The organism is Methylobacterium segetis (genome assembly GCF_004348265.1).
GTDB lineage: Bacteria > Pseudomonadota > Alphaproteobacteria > Rhizobiales > Beijerinckiaceae > Methylobacterium > Methylobacterium segetis.
The window spans coordinates 1-15,855 of record NZ_SMNT01000126.1; the positions used below are offsets into that span (position 1 = coordinate 1).

Annotated in this window: 16 protein-coding genes; 8 read left to right on the top strand and 8 right to left on the bottom strand. The window is 71.6% G+C overall.

Features of this window, described 5'->3' with window-relative positions; all coding sequences use genetic code 11:
- A partial coding sequence (locus E1J50_RS23265; RefSeq protein ID WP_425374962.1) for a DUF1214 domain-containing protein occupies positions 1 to 553 on the bottom strand: 553 nt, incomplete at its 3' end.
- A 10-nt stretch (positions 554 to 563) separates the two neighbouring features.
- A complete protein-coding gene (locus tag E1J50_RS23270) occupies positions 564 to 2,831 on the bottom strand; it encodes a transglycosylase domain-containing protein (RefSeq protein WP_132256170.1) in 2,268 nt (755 codons plus the stop codon).
- A 336-nt stretch (positions 2,832 to 3,167) separates the two neighbouring features.
- Here E1J50_RS23270 and E1J50_RS23275 point away from each other — a divergent pair, with 336 nt between their 5' ends.
- Both E1J50_RS23275 and E1J50_RS23280 read left to right on the top strand, forming a co-directional pair.
- Complete coding sequence (locus E1J50_RS23275; RefSeq protein ID WP_132256144.1) at positions 3,168 to 3,671, top strand: YcgN family cysteine cluster protein; 504 nt, start codon at positions 3,168 to 3,170, stop codon at positions 3,669 to 3,671.
- A 144-nt stretch (positions 3,672 to 3,815) separates the two neighbouring features.
- On the top strand, positions 3,816 to 4,319 hold the full coding sequence (locus E1J50_RS23280) for a YciE/YciF ferroxidase family protein (protein WP_132256145.1): 504 nt from the start codon (positions 3,816 to 3,818) through the stop codon (positions 4,317 to 4,319).
- Positions 4,320 to 4,327: 8 nt separating this feature from the next.
- On the opposite strand, the gene E1J50_RS23285 is transcribed toward E1J50_RS23280, so the two are convergent.
- The 3 genes from E1J50_RS23285 to E1J50_RS23295 form a co-directional block, all read right to left on the bottom strand.
- Positions 4,328 to 5,110 (bottom strand): creatininase family protein, encoded by a 783-nt coding sequence (locus tag E1J50_RS23285; RefSeq protein ID WP_132256146.1) that lies wholly within the window; start codon positions 5,108 to 5,110, stop codon positions 4,328 to 4,330.
- Positions 5,111 to 5,241: 131 nt separating this feature from the next.
- Positions 5,242 to 5,625, bottom strand: coding sequence for a CsbD family protein (locus E1J50_RS23290; protein WP_132256147.1), 384 nt, complete (start codon positions 5,623 to 5,625; stop codon positions 5,242 to 5,244).
- A gap of 108 nt (positions 5,626 to 5,733) precedes the next feature.
- On the bottom strand, positions 5,734 to 5,946 hold the full coding sequence (locus tag E1J50_RS23295; protein WP_132256148.1) for a CsbD family protein: 213 nt from the start codon (positions 5,944 to 5,946) through the stop codon (positions 5,734 to 5,736).
- 429 nt (positions 5,947 to 6,375) lie between these two features.
- Here E1J50_RS23295 and E1J50_RS23300 point away from each other — a divergent pair, with 429 nt between their 5' ends.
- On the top strand, positions 6,376 to 7,386 hold the full coding sequence (locus E1J50_RS23300; RefSeq protein ID WP_132256150.1) for a 2-dehydropantoate 2-reductase: 1,011 nt from the start codon (positions 6,376 to 6,378) through the stop codon (positions 7,384 to 7,386).
- A gap of 31 nt (positions 7,387 to 7,417) precedes the next feature.
- Here the strand turns inward: E1J50_RS23300 and metW are convergent, their stop codons facing one another.
- Both metW and metX read right to left on the bottom strand, forming a co-directional pair.
- Positions 7,418 to 8,104 (bottom strand): methionine biosynthesis protein MetW, encoded by a 687-nt coding sequence (metW, locus tag E1J50_RS23305; protein ID WP_132256152.1) that lies wholly within the window; start codon positions 8,102 to 8,104, stop codon positions 7,418 to 7,420.
- On the bottom strand, positions 8,101 to 9,312 hold the full coding sequence (gene metX / locus E1J50_RS23310) for a homoserine O-acetyltransferase MetX (protein ID WP_132256155.1): 1,212 nt from the start codon (positions 9,310 to 9,312) through the stop codon (positions 8,101 to 8,103). Before metX ends, metW begins: the two co-directional genes overlap by 4 nt.
- Positions 9,313 to 9,564: 252 nt before the next feature.
- Here metX and E1J50_RS23315 point away from each other — a divergent pair, with 252 nt between their 5' ends.
- The 4 genes from E1J50_RS23315 to E1J50_RS23330 all read left to right on the top strand — a co-directional run bounded on the left by E1J50_RS23315 (position 9,565) and on the right by E1J50_RS23330 (position 13,892).
- Positions 9,565 to 10,431 (top strand): chorismate mutase, encoded by an 867-nt coding sequence (locus tag E1J50_RS23315; RefSeq protein ID WP_132256157.1) that lies wholly within the window; start codon positions 9,565 to 9,567, stop codon positions 10,429 to 10,431.
- Between the two features lie 90 nt (positions 10,432 to 10,521).
- Positions 10,522 to 11,655: a pyridoxal phosphate-dependent aminotransferase gene (locus E1J50_RS23320; RefSeq protein ID WP_132256159.1), complete on the top strand. Its 1,134-nt coding sequence runs from the start codon at positions 10,522 to 10,524 to the stop codon at positions 11,653 to 11,655.
- Positions 11,648 to 12,604, top strand: coding sequence for a prephenate/arogenate dehydrogenase family protein (locus tag E1J50_RS23325; RefSeq protein ID WP_132256162.1), 957 nt, complete (start codon positions 11,648 to 11,650; stop codon positions 12,602 to 12,604). The genes E1J50_RS23320 and E1J50_RS23325 overlap by 8 nt, the downstream gene beginning before the upstream one ends.
- A gap of 1 nt (position 12,605) precedes the next feature.
- Positions 12,606 to 13,892, top strand: a complete 1,287-nt coding sequence (locus E1J50_RS23330) for an AI-2E family transporter (protein WP_132256164.1) — start codon at positions 12,606 to 12,608, stop codon at positions 13,890 to 13,892.
- On the opposite strand, the gene E1J50_RS23335 is transcribed toward E1J50_RS23330, so the two are convergent.
- Complete coding sequence (locus tag E1J50_RS23335; RefSeq protein WP_132256166.1) at positions 13,889 to 15,127, bottom strand: amidase; 1,239 nt, start codon at positions 15,125 to 15,127, stop codon at positions 13,889 to 13,891. The genes E1J50_RS23330 and E1J50_RS23335 overlap by 4 nt on opposite strands.
- A gap of 100 nt (positions 15,128 to 15,227) precedes the next feature.
- Here E1J50_RS23335 and E1J50_RS23340 point away from each other — a divergent pair.
- On the top strand, positions 15,228 to 15,855 hold a 628-nt coding region (locus E1J50_RS23340), incomplete at its 3' end, for an extensin-like domain-containing protein (RefSeq protein ID WP_132256168.1).

A 15,855-nucleotide genomic window follows, 5' to 3' on the forward strand; every position in this document is an offset into this window, starting at 1 on the left:
TCCCGGGCCGGGCCCCGGGGGCGAGGGCGATCACGAAACGCCCGTCGCGCTCGCGCAGGATCTCGGTCGAGGTGAAGCCGCCGCGCAGGGCCGGCCGGCCCGGCTCCGCCGCGCCGCGGCCCGTGACCGTCAGCGTCCAGGCCCGCGCGGGCGGCGTGTGGCCGGCGATGCTGTAGCTGCAGCCGGCCTCGAGCGCGCGGCCTTCGTCGTCCGTCGTCGCGGAGAGCAGCAGCCCCTCGCCGACCGCGAGCGGGATCTCGCCCCGGCGCGCGTTGACGGCCCGGGCATAGGGGTCGGCATTGGCGGCGCCCGCCCGCGGCCACGCCGTCCAGGGACCGACGGTGACGCCGCCGAACGGGTAGCGGCCCCGCGTCGCCCAGTCGGCGCTGACGAGCCCGAGCCCGGCGCCGAGGCCGAGGGCGTAGAGCACGAGCCCGACCCGCGAGGTCTTGCGCAGGAAGTCGCGCACGGCGCCCGCTGCCCGCCCGCCGAGGCCCGCCGCCCCGGCCTGCGCGCGCGGACCGCCCGGTTGTCTCTCCGCCAAACTCGTCACGACCATTGCCTCAGCGGGTCTCGATGCGGCTGGCCGCCGGGCGCACGCCCTCGGCGAGGCTGCCGGAGGTCCCCGAAGCGGGATCCGCGGCCGCCGCCGGCTTGAAGCCGGGTTTCTGGCCCCCCGAACCCGCGACGGCGGGCTCGACCGAGCGGAACAATCCGTTGAGGCCGCCGATCACCTCGAAGGAGCGGCGCGAGAGCTTGCCTGCCGCACTGGCTCCGCCGCCCGCGGGCGCGGCCGGATTGCTGCTCACCTGCGCGGCCGGGCGGGCGCCGTCCCGGAGGCCCGGCATCACCTTCAGCTCGATGCCCTGGTGGGCGTTCTCCATCACGTCGTGCCAGAGCATGGCGGGCAGCGAGCCGCCCGTCATCTTGTTCGACGGGCTGTGGTCGTCGTTGCCGACCCAGACCGCACCGACGTAATTGCCCGTGTAGCCGACGAACCATGCGTCGCGGTAGGCGTTCGTGGTGCCGGTCTTGCCCGCCACCTTGACGCCCTCGATCTGGGCGCGCCGGGCCGTGCCCTCCTCCACCACCTTGTTCAGCATGAAGTTCATGTCGGCCACGACCTGGGTCGAGAGCACCTGCTCGGGCTTCTCGTCGTCGTGGCGGTAGATCACCTCGCCGGAGGAGTTCCGCACCTCCATCGCCGCGTAGGGCTTGGCCCGCCGCCCGCCATTGGCGAACACCGCGTAGCCCGCGGCCTGATCGATCACCGTCACCTCGGCCGAACCGATCGGCAGGGAGACGGAATCGGTCAGCGGCGTGGTGATGCCCATCTTGTGGGCGGTCTCGATGATCTTGGCGCGGCCCGCCTTCGCGGCCCGGGCCTCGTGGGAGATGCCCATCGCCTTGCCGAGCGCGATCGAGATCTGGATCGGGATCGTGTTGATCGACTTCGTCACCGCGACCGTGAGGTTCGTCGCCCCCGCGTAGGAGCGGCCGTAATTCTGCGGGCACCAATTGCCGATGCAGACCGGGCGGTCGACCACCTTCGTCTCGGGCCGGTACTGCCCGGAGGCGAGCGCCGCGGCATAGACGTAGGGCTTGAAGGAGGAGCCGGGCTGGCGCAGCGCGTCGGTGGCGCGGTTGAACTGGCTCTCGCCGTAATCGGCGCCGCCGACCATGGCACGGAGCGCCCCGTCCGGGTCGAGGATGACCATCGCCGTCTCGTCGACGTCGTACTGGTCCCCGTACTGGCGCAGCACGTTCTCGACCACTTGGTCGGCCCGCTTCTGGATGCCGATGTCGAGGGGCGTCTTCACGGTCAGCACGCGGTCGTTGCGCAAGCGGCCGGCATCCGCCAAGCCCTTGATCTCGTTGAAGGCCCAATCGAGGTAGTAGTCGGCCGTGATGTCGCGCTGGCGCGTCACCGGGGTCGCGGGGTTGCGCAGGGCGGTCTGGATCTGGCCTTCCGTGACGAAGCCCGCCTCCACCATGTTGTGCAGCACGTCGCCGGCGCGGGCGCGGGCGGCCGGCAGGTTCACGTGCGGCGCGTACTTCGTCGGCGCCTTGAACAGGCCGGCGAGCATCGCCGCCTCGGCGAGGCTGATGTCCTTGAGCGGCTTGCCGAAATAATAGTCGGCCGCGGCCACCGCCCCGAAGGTGCCGCCGCCCATATAGGCGCGGTCGAGATAGAGCTTCAGGATCTCGTTCTTGGAGAGGTGGCTCTCGAGCCACAGCGCCAGGAAGGCCTCGTTGACCTTGCGCTCCAGCGAGCGCTCGTTGGTCAGGAACAGGTTCTTGGCGAGCTGCTGCGTGATCGAGGAGCCGCCCTGCGTGCCGCCGCCGCCGCGCGAGTTGTTGACGAGGGCGCGCGCCGTGCCGATCGGGTCGATGCCCCAGTGCTCGTAGAAGCGCCGGTCCTCCGTCGAGACCAGCGCCTTGATCATGATGTCGGGAAAGTCGTCGAGCTTGAGCGAATCGTCGTGCTTGATGCCCCGCCGCCCGACCTCGGTGCCGTAGCGGTCGAGGAAGGTGACGGCGAGGTCCTGCTGCTTCAGCCAGTTGTCGCTCGTCAGGTTGAAGGCGGGCTGCGCGAGCGCCAGCATCAGGATGGCGCCGCCCGTGCCGAGCGTGACGCCCTCGCTGGTCAGATCGAGCGCGACGCGCTTCCAGCCGCGCACCGAGAACACGCTCATGCGCTCCTGGAAGCGCTCGTAGGCCTCGCCCGTCGAGCGGCCGCTGTCGTAGAGGCTCGCATTGACCCAGGCGTCGAAGGCGAGGGCCGCGTGCTTGACGCGCGTCAGGAGCGTTTTGGCGTTCGGCAGGCGCACGGCGTGGTCCGGTTCCTCGGGCACCGCAGGGTCCGACGCCGGTCGGCACGGCGCCCCGCTCCATCTCTACCAAGCCCCGGGCCCGTCCGCGAGGCTTACCGATGCGCCACGGTCGATTTCTGCGGGTGCGTCCTCAACGCGCGAGGCGGCGGGATCGCCGCACGGCGACGCGGCAGGATTCCGTTAACCTTGATCCAGGATTGGGGCGCGGCGGTGGCGGAGATGGCCCATCCGGCCTCGCTTGCACCGGCCGCGGCCTTGCGGCAGAGCAGGCCGGCGTGCCGGCCCGCGACGGGCGGCCGGGCGCTAGACCTCGGAACGCACAGAGGAATCCCGATGGGGGAGAGCCGCGCCCGCACGGCCGCCGCAGAACCGTTCTGGCGCAGGAAGTCCCTCGACGCGATGGATCCGGCGGAGTGGGAGAGCCTGTGCGACGGCTGCGGGCGCTGCTGCCTGATCAAGCTCGAGGACGAGGAGACGGGCGAGGTGCACCACACCGACATCGGCTGCACCCTCCTCGACGGGATCGGCTGCCGCTGCCGCGATTATGCCCGCCGCCAGAAGCGGGTGCCCGATTGCGTGCGGCTGACGCCGGAGGCGGTGCGCACCATCTCCTGGCTGCCGCCGACCTGCGCCTACCGCCTCGTGCGCGACGGGCTCGACCTGCCCGACTGGCATCCCCTCGTCTCGGGCCGGGCCGCGAGCGTCCACGAGGCCGGCATCTCGGTGCGCGGCCGTCTCGCCGGCAACGAGGAGGAGTTCGACGAGGAGGAATATCCCGAGCGCATCGTCGCGTGGCCGGCCCTGAGCCCGCCCGAGGAGGGCGGCGAAGAGGGGTGAGGGCGGGCGACATTCGGTTCCGAATGTCAAGGTCAGATCAAGTCAAGCTCAGGAACTTGCGCCCCACCTCGCGGTTCCTCAGCCAAGCTGACCCGTGCATGTCCACACGGCACGCGTCACGCTCGAGCATGAGGGAGAGGAACGATGGGTCTCTTCACCACCCCGATCAAGACGATGGACGATCTGTTCACGCATATGCTGCAGGACATCTATTACGCCGAGCAGCAGATCACCAAAGCCCTGCCGAAGATGATCGAGAAAGCCGGTGAGCCGCAGCTCAAGCAGGGCTTCGAGAAGCACCTGCGTGAGACCGAGGGTCAGATCCAGCGTTTGGAGCAGGTGTTCCAGCAACTCGGCAAGCCGGCCAAGGGCGTCGAGTGCGCGGCGATCAACGGCATCATCTCCGAGACCAAGGAGATCATGGGCGATGTGGGCGACCCGCAGGTTCTCGACGCGGCCCTGATCGCCGGCGCGCAGGCGGTGGAGCATTACGAGATCACCCGCTACGGCACCCTCATCGCCTACGCCAAGCAACTCGGCCACGACAACGTGGTGGGCCTGCTGGAGCAGACGCTCGGGGAGGAGAAGGCGACCGACAAGACCCTGACGGCGTTGGCCGAGGCGAACGTCAACCGCAAGGCGGCCTGAGCGGCCGCTCACCCGTCGAGGCGGAAGCGGTCGACGTCGCGCAGGAGTTCGACGAAGGCGCGGGCACCGTGGTCGAGGGCGGCGCGGCCGGCCTCCGCCGTGCCGAGGCGCGCGTCGCCGAGCGCACCCGTGGGGTGGAGGTCGCCGGCCTTCCAGGCGAAGGCGGCGGGCCGCCCGGCGCGAAGATGCGTGAAGGCCGCCTCCATCGCGACCGTGCGCGGCACGAAATCCGCGACCGCCCCGTGCCGGACGAGATCGGGCCGGAGCGCCAGCATCAGGGCGGTCTCGATGCCGCCCGCGTGGATGCCGTGACGGATCTCCGCCTCCGGGAACAGGCCCGGCGGGTAGCCGAAGCGGCTCCAGGACGTCGTCACGGCCACCATGCCGCAGCGGCCTCGAAGCTCGCCCGCGACGAGATCGATGAGCCCGCTGTTGCCGCCGTGGGAGGTGACGATGACGAGCTTGGCGATGCCGGACCGGTGCAGGCTCAGCCCGATCTCGGTCCAGGCGCGCAGGGCCGTCTCGGCCGTGAGCGTCAGCGTGCCCGCGAAGGCGTCGTGCTCGTCCGACTTGCCGATGCTCTGGGCGGGCAGGGCCAGAACGTCAAGGTCGTCCGGGACGAGCGCGGCGAGACGGGCGAGATAGCCCTCGGCGATGATGAGATCGGTGGCGAGCGGGAGATGCGGGCCGTGCTGCTCGATCGCGGCGACGGGCAGGATCGCGATGGTGCGGCCCGCCTCCCGCCCGGCGAGATCCTGCGTCGTGAGATCACCCCAGGAACGGAACGGCATGGCTCGGCCTCTCGCGGATCCGGCGATGGCCCTTCGGGCCGCGACCCCTCAGGACGCCTCTAAGGGATCGCGGGCCATGAAAAAAGGCATCCCGCTTCCGGGATGCCCGTTCGGCCGTCCGGCGACGCCCGTCACTGCGCGCGGCGGCTCAGCCAGCCGAGGCTGAACGCGGCGGCCGCTACCAGAAGGAGGGTCGCCGTCTTGTTGTCCTCGGCGCGGCGCGCGATGGCGCGGCCGCGATGCAGGGCCTCGTCCCGGTAGCGCTGGCCGCGCTCGCCGAGATCCTCCGCGATCTCGCGCCCGCGGTCGCGCGCCTCCCCGACGAGGCGCTCCCCGTCCTGGCGCAGGCCGCGCGCGGCGTCCCGGGCTTCGCCGTACGCGTACTGGGCCGCGCCCGCGACCTGATCGATCGCGCCCTCGACCTGCGGCACCGGCCGGCCGGCCACGGCGCCGACCGCGGTCTTCGCGCGGCCGCGGAGATGGCGGATGCCGCCTTCGATCCGATCCCTGTTCATGCTGGCAACCTCATTCTGTCTGTGCGAGGGCCGGCGCGGCCGGCCCTCCGGTGCCGTGCGCGGAGAGGGGCTGGCGCCCGCCCTCCGTGCGCGTTCGACCGGTGCGGATCAGATCTTCTTGACGGCGTCGGCCGCGCTCTGGGCGGCGTTCTTCACGCCGTCCTTGGCGTTGCCCACCGTCTTCTGGGCCTCGCCCTTCAGCTCCTGCGCCTTGCCCTCGGCCTGAAGCTTCTCGTTGCCGGTGATGCTGCCGACGCCCTGCTTCACGTTGCCGATCGCCTCGTTGGCGAGGCCCTTGATCTTGTCGGTGGTGCTGCTCATCGATGAACTCCCGTGTGGGTGTTGTGGGGCTGCGCGGACCCGTGATCGGGAGCCCGGATTTCGGCCCGGACCCGGATCGCAAGCGTGACTGCGCGCTCTCGGGAGGTCAGAACGGGACCGGCTCCCGAATGTTCCATCACGAAGCCGAGCGGGGGGCTAACATCTTGATGTGGCGCGGGAATAACTGAATAAATACAACTCTGAGTCGAATTTCTCTGTCGACCACCTAAATTTTTCCTGCGGTTCCACCAAAAATTTTGCGCGCGACTTCCGGGCCCGATTTCGGCGATGCTCCTGGCATTCAAAATACGGTCGGCCTGATCTGGCCGCCCGCAGAGCGAGCAGCCCCGGGACCCCATCCCATCCAATCGACAAACCGCGCGAGCCCTCTCAGGGGGAGGGGGCGCGAGCGACCCGAAGGACGGTTTCATGAGCATCGCGATCGTCGGCGCCGGAGCCATCGGCGGCCAATTGGGTGTGAAGCTCGCGCATGCGGGCGAGGCGGTCACCTTCATCGCCCGCGGCGCCAATCTCGAGGCCATCCGGGCCAACGGCATGCGCCTCATCGACGAGGACGGCACCGCGTATCACGCCCGCGACGTGCGGGCGACGCAGTCGATGGCGGAGGCGGGCGTGCACGACATCGTGCTGCTCACCGTCAAGGCGCATCAGGTCGGCCCGATCGCCGAGGATCTGCGACACCTGATCGGCCCCGAGACGGTGGTCGTCACCCTCCAGAACGGCATCCCGTGGTGGTACTTCGCGGGCGGCCACGGCGGTGCTTACGCGGGCACGCACATCGAGTCCGCCGATCCCGGCGGCCTCATCGCCCGCAATCTCGACCCGGCCCAGGTGATCGGCTCCGTCGTCTACCCGGCCGCGATCCTGACGGAGCCCGGACTCGTCCAAGTGGTCGAGGGCCAGCGCTACGGCCTCGGCGAACTCGACGGTTCGAGGAGCGCGCGCGTGCTCGACCTCGCCGAGCGGCTCACGAGAGCGGGCTTCAAGGCCCCCGTTTTCGAGGACATCCGCGCCGAGATCTGGCTCAAGCTGTGGGGCAATCTCAGCTTCAACCCGATCTCCGCGCTGACGCACGCGACCCTCGTCGACATCTGCCAGTTCCCGGACACGCGGGCGCTCGCGCGGTCGATGATGGAGGAGGCGGAAGCGATCGCGGGCAAGCTCGGCATCGGCTTCCGCGTGGGCATCGACCGGCGCATCGCGGGCGCGGAGAAGGTTGGCGCGCACAAGACCTCGATGCTGCAGGACGTGGAGAACGGCCGCGCGATCGAACTCGAGGCGCTCGTTGGCTCGGTGATCGAGCTCGGCCGCCTCACGGACACGGCGACGCCGCATATCGACGCGGTCTACGCGCTGATGCGGCTCCTCGCCCGCAGCCTCGAGAGGGCCAACGGCCGCCTGTCGATCCAGGTGGGGTGAGGGCGGTCGGCCATGCCCCTCGTCGGCCGGCTCACTCCCGGCGCAGCAGGAACACCCCTTGCGCGCCGATCAGGTTCCAGACCCACCAGGGCATCGAGAAGCGCATCGGGTGTCCCCGCGCGTCGAGGGCGGTGGCCTTCTCGATGCGCGCGCCGACGACCCGGCACAGGCCGACGAAGTCGCGGATCGTGCAATGGTGGATGTTCTGGGTCTCATACCACGCCTCGGGCAGCATGGCTGTGACGGGCATGCGCCCGCGGAAGGCGAGCTCGGCCCGCACCCGCCAATGGCCGAAATTCGGGAAGGAGATGATCACCTGCCGGCCGATGCGCAGCAGGTGCTCCAGCACGATGCGCGGGTTGCGCGTCGCCTGGATGGTCTGGGACAGGACCACGACGTCGAAGGCGCCGTCGGGATAGTTCGCGAGATCCGTGTCGGCGTCGCCCTGGATCACCGAGAGGCCGCGGGCGAGGCAGGCATTGACGCCTTCCCGCGACAATTCGATGCCACGCCCGTCGACGCCGCGCCGGTCGCGCAGCAGCGCCAGCAGGGTGCCGTCGCCGCAGCCGATGTCGAGGACGCGCGCGCCCGGCGGCACCAGCCCCAGCACGACGAGGTGGTCGACGCGCGCGCCGCCGGCATCCTCGGCGCGCGGCAGGGCGTCGGCCGCGTCCCAGGGGGCTCCTGCATCCCCCATGATGTCGGGCTGCGCGCTCATAGGCCGCGCGCCCGGGCGGCCGCGTCGATGAAGCCCTTGGCGGCCGAGAACATGGCGGGCTCGTCGAGGAGGAAGGCGTCGTGGCCCTTGTCGCTCTCCACCTCCACGAAGGCGACGGGCGCGGAGGCGGCGTTGAGCGCGTGCACGATCGCCCGGGAATCGGCCGTGGGGAACAGCCAGTCGGAGGTGAAGGACATCACGCAGAAGCGCGTCCTCGTGCCCCGGAAGGCATTGGCGAGCACGCCGCCATGGTCCTCGGCGAGGTCGAAATAGTCCATCGCGCGGGTCAGGTAGAGGTAGGCGTTCGCGTCGAAGCGCTCGACGAAGCTGAGGCCCTGGTGGCGCAGGTAGCTCTCGATCTGGAAGTCGGCGTTGAACGAGAAGGTCGGCGCCGAGCCCGCCTGGAAGCGGCGGCCGAACTTCCGGTGCAAAGCGGCCTCCGACAGGTAGGTGATGTGCGCGCCCATCCGGGCCACGCCGAGGCCCTTCGAGGGGCGCGTGCCGGCTTCGAGGTAGCGCCCGTCCGCCCAGGCCGGGTCGGCCATGATCGCCTGCCGGCCGACCTCGTGGAAGGCGATGTTCTGGGCCGAGTGGCGGGCGCCGGTCGCGATGGGCATCGCCGCGAAGACCCGCTCGGGGTAGAGCGCGGCCCATTGCAGCACCTGCATCCCGCCCATCGAGCCGCCGATGCAGAGGAGGAGCTCGCCGATCCCGAGATGGTCGAGCAGCATCGCCTGCGCGCGGACCATGTCGCGGATCGTCACCAACGGGAAGTCGAGCCCGTAGGGGCGATTCGTGTCCGGGTTGAGGGAGGCCGGCCCCGTCGAGCCCATGCAGGAGCCGATCACGTTCGAGCAGACGACGAAGAACCGGTCCGTGTCGACGGGCTTGCCGGGCCCGACGAGCGTCTCCCACCAGCCGGGCTTGCCGGTGACGGGGTGGGTGTGGGCGAAGTGCTGGTCGCCCGTCAGCGCGTGGCAGATCAGGACCGCGTTCGAGCGGTCGGCGTTCAGCGTTCCGGCCGTCTGGTAGGCGACCTGGAAAGGCGCGAGCATCACCCCCGAATCCATCGGCAGCGGCCGGTCCGTGCCGAACCGGGCGACCGGGCTCTTCGGATCGAGGGCCTGGGACGGCTCGCGGCCGGTCTCCCGCAGCCGGGCGGCCGGATCCGTGCGGGAGTCCAGGCAGGTTTCGGGGGTAGTATCCATGACGCGTCTTGAGGGGTGCCGTCGCCGTCCTGAAGCCCGCGGCGCCGGGTCCGAAGCGGTCGGCCGAGGCGAGCCGCCTCGCACGCCTGCCCCCGCCCCGTGGAGTTAGTGTGTGCGCCCTCGGGCGTCAACGAAAGGCCCGGGCACGTTCCGCCACCGCCCGTCTGTCATGCGCGGGCGCTGGCCCTCCGGGCCGCCGGATCGTAAACACGGGCGGACGTCACTCCGGCCCCACGCGATCCCCGACCCCGCATGCGCTTTTCGAAGAGAGCCGCGCCGCCGCTCGACAACCTCGCGGATCTCCGCGCGGAGATCGACCGGATCGACGCCGAGATGCATGCCCTGCTGATCCAGCGCGGCTCGATCATCGATCGGCTGATCGCGGTGAAGGGCACGTCCGCCTCCGGCTCCGCCTTCCGGCCGGGGCGCGAGGCCGCGATGATGCGGCGGGTGGCCGAGCGCCACCGGGGCCTCCTCCCCCTCGACACGGTGGAGGGGATCTGGCGCGTCATCATCGCGACCTTCACCTACGTGCAGGCACCGTTTTCGGTGCATGCGGACATCTCGGGCGGGGACGCGGCGATGCGCGACTCCGCCCGCTTCCATTTCGGCTTCACGGTGCCCTATCGGCCCCACCCCACCTGCGCGGCGGTGATCGAGGCGGTGGCGGCCTCCCGGGGCGATCTCGGCATCTTCCGATTCGACCCGAGGGGCGCGAGGGCACCGCTCGCGGGAGCGGCGTGGTGGGACGGGCTCGTGGGCGAGGGCCGGCCCAAGGTGATCGCGCGGCTTCCCTTCATCGAGCGCCCGACGCACCCGGCGGGCACGCCCGTCTTCGTGGTGGCCAAACCTCTCGACGACCCCTCGGCCGCCCAGCGCGACTGGGTGCTGCACGCGGCCCGCATCGCCCGCTGGACGCCGGAGGCCGAGCGGGCCCTTCAGGATCTCTACGGCGAGGTGGTGGCCCGCGCCGCGCCGCTCGCGGGCGAGGAGCGGCTCCTCATCGCCGTGCCCGGCGGCGTCGGATCCCGCCAGCTTCGCGAGGCGCTGGAGCGGGCCGGGCCCTCGGTCGGCGCCCTCGACGAGACGGGCAGCCACGCCGCCCGCTTCCGGGTGTAGAGCGCGCATTTTCCCGCCCGCCGGTGGGCAGAGGCCCGCGAACGCTGTAGAGGGGCGAGCCTGACCCCTCCTTTCGCACCAAGCCGCGCCATGACCGCCCCCGCTTCCCGAGACACGGATCTCGCCCGCCCGACGCCGCGCCCCGGCGTTCTCGCCATCGAGGCCTACGTGCCGGGCAAGAGCGGGGCGCCCGGCGCGCGCAAGGTCCACAAGCTCTCCTCGAACGAGACGCCGCTGGGGCCGAGCCCTGCCGCGGTCGCGGCGATGCGCGAGACGGCGGGTGGCCTCGCCCTCTACCCGGACGGCAGCTCGACCCGGCTTCGCGCGGCCATCGCCCGCAAGTTCGGCCTCGATCCGGACCGGATCGTCTGCGGCGCGGGCTCGGACGAACTGCTCTCGCTCCTCGCCTACGCCTATGTCGGACCCGGCGACGAGGGCATCTTCGCCGAGCACGGATTCCTGGTCTACCGGATCGCGATCCTGGCCGCGGGCGGCACGCCCGTCGTGGCGCCCGAGCGCGACCTCACGACGGATGTCGACGCGATCCTCGCCGCGGTCACGCCGGCCACCCGCATCGTCTACATCGCGAACCCCAACAACCCGACCGGCACCTACCTCCCCTTCTCGGAGGTGCGCCGGCTCCATGCCGGTTTGCCGGCAAACGTCCTTCTCGTCCTCGACGGGGCCTACTCGGAATACGTCCGCGCGAACGACTATTCGGCCGGGCTCGACCTCGTCCTCGGCTCCGAGAACGTCGTGATGACCCGCACCTTCTCGAAGATCTACGGACTCGCGGCGCTCCGCATCGGCTGGATGGTCGGGCCGGCCCACGTCGTCGACGCGGTCAACCGGATCCGCGGCCCCTTCAACCTGTCGGCCTCGGGCATCGCGGCGGGCGCCGCGGCGATCGCCGACGAGGCGCATGTCGCGGCGGCCGTCGCCCACAACGCGGCCTGGCTGCCGCGCCTGACGGAGGCCGTGAGCGGTCTCGGCCTGCGGGTGACGCCGAGCGTCGGCAACTTCCTCCTCGTGCACTTCCCCGAGGAGCCCGGCCGCGGCGCGGCCGAGGCCGACGCGTTTTTGACCCAGCGCGGCGTCATCACCCGGCGCGTCGCCGCCTACGGCCTGCCGAACGCGCTGCGCGTCACGGTCGGCAGCGCGGAGGCGAACGAGGCCTTCCTCGCCGCCCTCAGCGAATTTCAGCGGGGACCGGCGCATGGCTGAGGCGAGAGCGGCGGAGCCGGTCGTGAGCCGACTCGCCATCGTCGGGCTCGGCCTGATCGGCTCCTCGATCGCCCGCGGCGCCCGCCAGTTCGGCCTCTGCCGCTCGATCGTGGCGATCGACCGGGACGAGGCGGTCCGCGCGCGGGTCCGCGACCTCGGCCTCGCCGATAGCGTGACCGGCGACGCCGCCGAAGGGGTCGAGAACGCCGACCTCGTCATCCTCTGCGTGCCGGTCGGCGCCGCGGGCGCGGTGGCACAGGCGCTCCACGGGCACATGAAGCCAGGCTCCGTCCTGTCCGATGTGGGCTCGGTGAAGGGCGCGGTGGTGGCCGCGGTGACGCCGCACCTGAGCGAGGGCGTCGCCTTCGTCCCGGCCCATCCCGTGGCGGGCACCGAGTATTCCGGCCCGGATGCCGGCTTCTCGACCCTGTTCTCGGGCCGCTGGTGCATCCTGACCCCGCCGGAGGGGGCGGACGAGGCGGCGGTCGAGCGCGTGCGCGCGCTCTGGCAGGGGCTCGGCGCCATCGTCGAGACCATGAGCGCCGAGCACCACGACCTCGTGCTCGCCATCACGAGCCACGTGCCGCACCTGATCGCCTACAACATCGTCGGCACGGCCGCCGACCTCGAGACGGTGACGCAATCCGAGGTGATCAAGTTCTCGGCCGGCGGCTTTCGGGATTTCACCCGCATCGCCGCCTCCGACCCGACCATGTGGCGCGACGTCTTCCTGAACAACAAGGACGCCGTGCTGGAGATGCTCGGACGCTTCAACGAGGACCTCGCCGCCCTCGCGCGCGCGATCCGCTGGGGCGACGGCGACGCGCTGCACGACCTCTTCACCCGGACCCGCGCCATCCGCCGCGGCATCGTCGCGCTGGGCCAGGAGACGGCCGAACCCGATTTCGGCCGTGCGCGCCCGGCCCCCGAGCCGCACGAGTCCCGCTAGCATGAAACCCTCCGCAACCGACGCCGCGCCCCTCCCGCCGGGCGAGGCCCGGACGCCGCGCTCGCTGGCCTTCGCCGGCATCGCGGTCGTATCCTTCGCCGCGCTGCTGGCGCTCGCCTGGATCTCGGCGGCGACGCTCCTCCTGATCTTCGCGGGCGCGCTGTTCGGCGTCTTCCTCGACGGCCTCACCCGCGGGCTCGGTCACGTCCTGCCGATCTCGCGCGCCCTGCGGCTCACGCTGGCGAGCCTCGCGCTCGCCGGCTGCACGATCGGCCTCGTCGTCCTGGGCGGCGCCACGGTCGCGCAGCAGGGGCGCGACCTCGGCCAGACCATCCGTCAGCAAACGAGTACGGTCAGCGACTGGCTGAAGGCCCACGGCCTCGACGTGCCCCTGCTCCAGGCCGTCGAGGGCGGCCAGGGCGCCGGCCAGGGGTCAGGCGGGGACTCCGGGTCGTCGGGCCAGGGGTCGTCGGGCCAGGGATCCTCAAGCCAAGGATCCTCGAGCCAAGGATCCTCGGGTCAGGGCTCCGGCCAGCCATCCGGCCGGGCCGAGAAGCGGGACAAGGCGGACGACGATCTCCCGCAGAAATCCGGCGGCCTCGCCGGGCTCGCCTCCGGCGCCCTGAAGAGCCCCGGCACGCTCCTGTCGGACGCGGGCAGCGTGCTCGGCCCCGCGGCCTCCGTGATCCTCGGCCTGTTCAACGCGCTCGGCAACGTGCTCGTCATCGTCTTCCTCGGCGTCGCCTTCGCGGTCGATCCGGGGAGCTACCGCGACGGGCTCCTGCGCTTCGTGCCGCCGCGCCACCGCCGGCGGGGCGCCAAGGTGCTCGACGGCATGGGCGAGACCCTGCGCCACTGGCTCTTCGGCCAGCTCATCACCATGGCCGTGATCTTCCTCTGCACCTGGGCCGGCCTCTGGCTGCTCGGCGTCGGCGGCTCGCTGATCCTGGGCCTGCAGGCGGGCCTCCTCGCCTTCATCCCGACGATCGGCCCCCTGGTCGCGGGCATCGTCATCCTGCTGGCGAGCCTCGCCACGGGGCTCAGCGCCGTGCTCGGCGCGCTCGGCGTCTACCTCGCCGTGCAGACGCTGGAGAGCTACGTACTCACCCCCGTCATCCAGAAGCGGGCGCTCGACATCCCGCCCGCGACGATCTTCGCCGGGCAGCTCCTTCTCGGCGTCCTGTTCGGCCTCTGGGGCATCGCGCTGGCGCTGCCGCTGCTCGCCGTGATGAAGGTGCTCCTAGAGCAACTCTACGTCGAGGAGACGCTGGGCGAGGAGGCGAGCTAACCCTCCGCCAACTCCCGCTCGATCATCCGGGCCGCGGCGAGCGCACGCCCGTCGTCGCCGAAGCGGGCGATGACCTGGACGCCGAGCGGCGGGCCGTCGCCCGGCACAGGCAGGTTCACGCACGGAACGCCCATCAGCGTCCACAGCCGGTTGAAGCGCGGGTCGCCGGTCGAGGCGAGGCCCTCCGGCGCGTAGCCGGGCGCCGCGTAGGTGAGCAGCACGTCGTATACCGCGAACAGGTCCTTGAGGACGCCCCGGGCCCGGTGCGCGTGGCGGCGGGCGTCGTCGTAGGCCGAGGACGTGATGTCCTGCGCCCGGTCGAGCTGGGGCCCGAGCTTCTCGGAGAGGGCCGCGCGATGCGCAGCATATTCCCAGGCGAGGGCTTGGCGCGCCTCGAAATCCTGGATGAGCCCGTGGCGGGCCCAGGCCTCCGGCAGGGGCTCCGGCAGGGCGAGGTCCCGCACGCGGGCGCCCCCACGTTCGGCCGCGCGGACGGCCCGGCCCAGCGCCGCCTCGGCCTCCGGGTCGGCGGCGCCCGCGAAGTCCAGGCGGACGAGGCCGATGCGCGGCGCGCCGGGCTCGGTGGCGGGCAGGTCGATCGCCGGCCGCTCGGCGATGAGCGCCAGCGCGTGGGCGACGTCGCGGATGCCCGCGCCGAACAACCCGAGCGTGTCGAGCGCCCAGGAGAAGGTCTTCACCCCCACCGTCGGCAGCAGCCGGAAGGAGGGCTTGATCGCCGCGACCCCGCAGAAGGCGGCGGGCCGGATCACCGAGCCGCCGGTCTGCGTGCCGAGCGCCAGCGGGAGCATTCCGGCCGCCACGGAAGCGGCCGAGCCCGCCGAGGAGCCGCCCGGGCTCCGACCGGGCGCGCTCGGGTTCAGCGTCGCCGTGGGGTCGAGGCTCGCGAAGGGGGAGGTCGTCGTCTTCACCAGCGGCACCGCGCCGAGGCTCTTGAGCCGGCTCACGATTGCCGCGTCCGCCTTCGGCCGCCAGCCGGCGTAGAGCGGCGAGCCCATCTGCGTCGGCAGGTGGGCCGTGTCGATGATGTCCTTGATCCCGACCGCGATGCCGGCGAGCGGCCCCCGCGCGGGGATCGACGGTGCCGGATCCTGTGCGGCGATCGCCCGTACGCCCGGCTCGCCCTGCGCGACCGCCGCCTCGACGAGGCGGACGGCGCCCTCCGGCGTCAGCGTGCCGGCTTCGATGCGGGTGCGGAGATCGACGAGGGACAGCATGGGCGCGGAGTTCGGCCGAACGACCCCTGCCTGTCAACGCAAGGCCCCGCCGCTCCTTCGTTGACGGTCCCTTTACACAACCTGCGGCATCTTCCGGACCATGTGGCGTAGCGTCTTCGCGTTCTCCGCCCTTGCGCTGTTCGGCGCGGGGCTCACCGGCTGTGCGCTCAACAAGTTTGAGCGGCGCGAGCCGTGGCGAGACCAAGCGGAGCAGGTCTGCCTCGCCAAGAAGCTCGTGCAGCAGACCGAGTTCGTGACGGCGGCCAAGGAGATCGACGGGCCGGGCCCCTGCGGCATGCAGCAGCCCTTCCGCGTCACCCGGCTCGGCAACGGCTCGGTGCTCCTCAAGCAGCGCATGACGCTCGCCTGCCCGGCGCTGGCGGAGGCCGAGGCGTGGCTCGCCGACACGATCCAGCCCGCGGCGAACCTCTATTTCGGCCAGCCCGTGGCCGAGATCAACGCGGGCTCCTACGCCTGCCGCGGCCGCAACAACCAGGCCGGCGCCAAGCTCTCGGAGCATTCCTTCGGCAACGCCGTCGACATCATGTCCTTCAAGCTCGCCGACGGGTCCGTCATCACCGTCAAGGGCGGCTGGCGCGGCACCGAGGCCGAGCAGGGCTTCCTGCGCGAGGTCTTCCTCGGCGCCTGCCAGCGCTTCACCACCGTGCTGGCCCCGGGCTCGAACGTGTTCCACTACGACCACATCCACGTGGACCTCGCCCGGCACG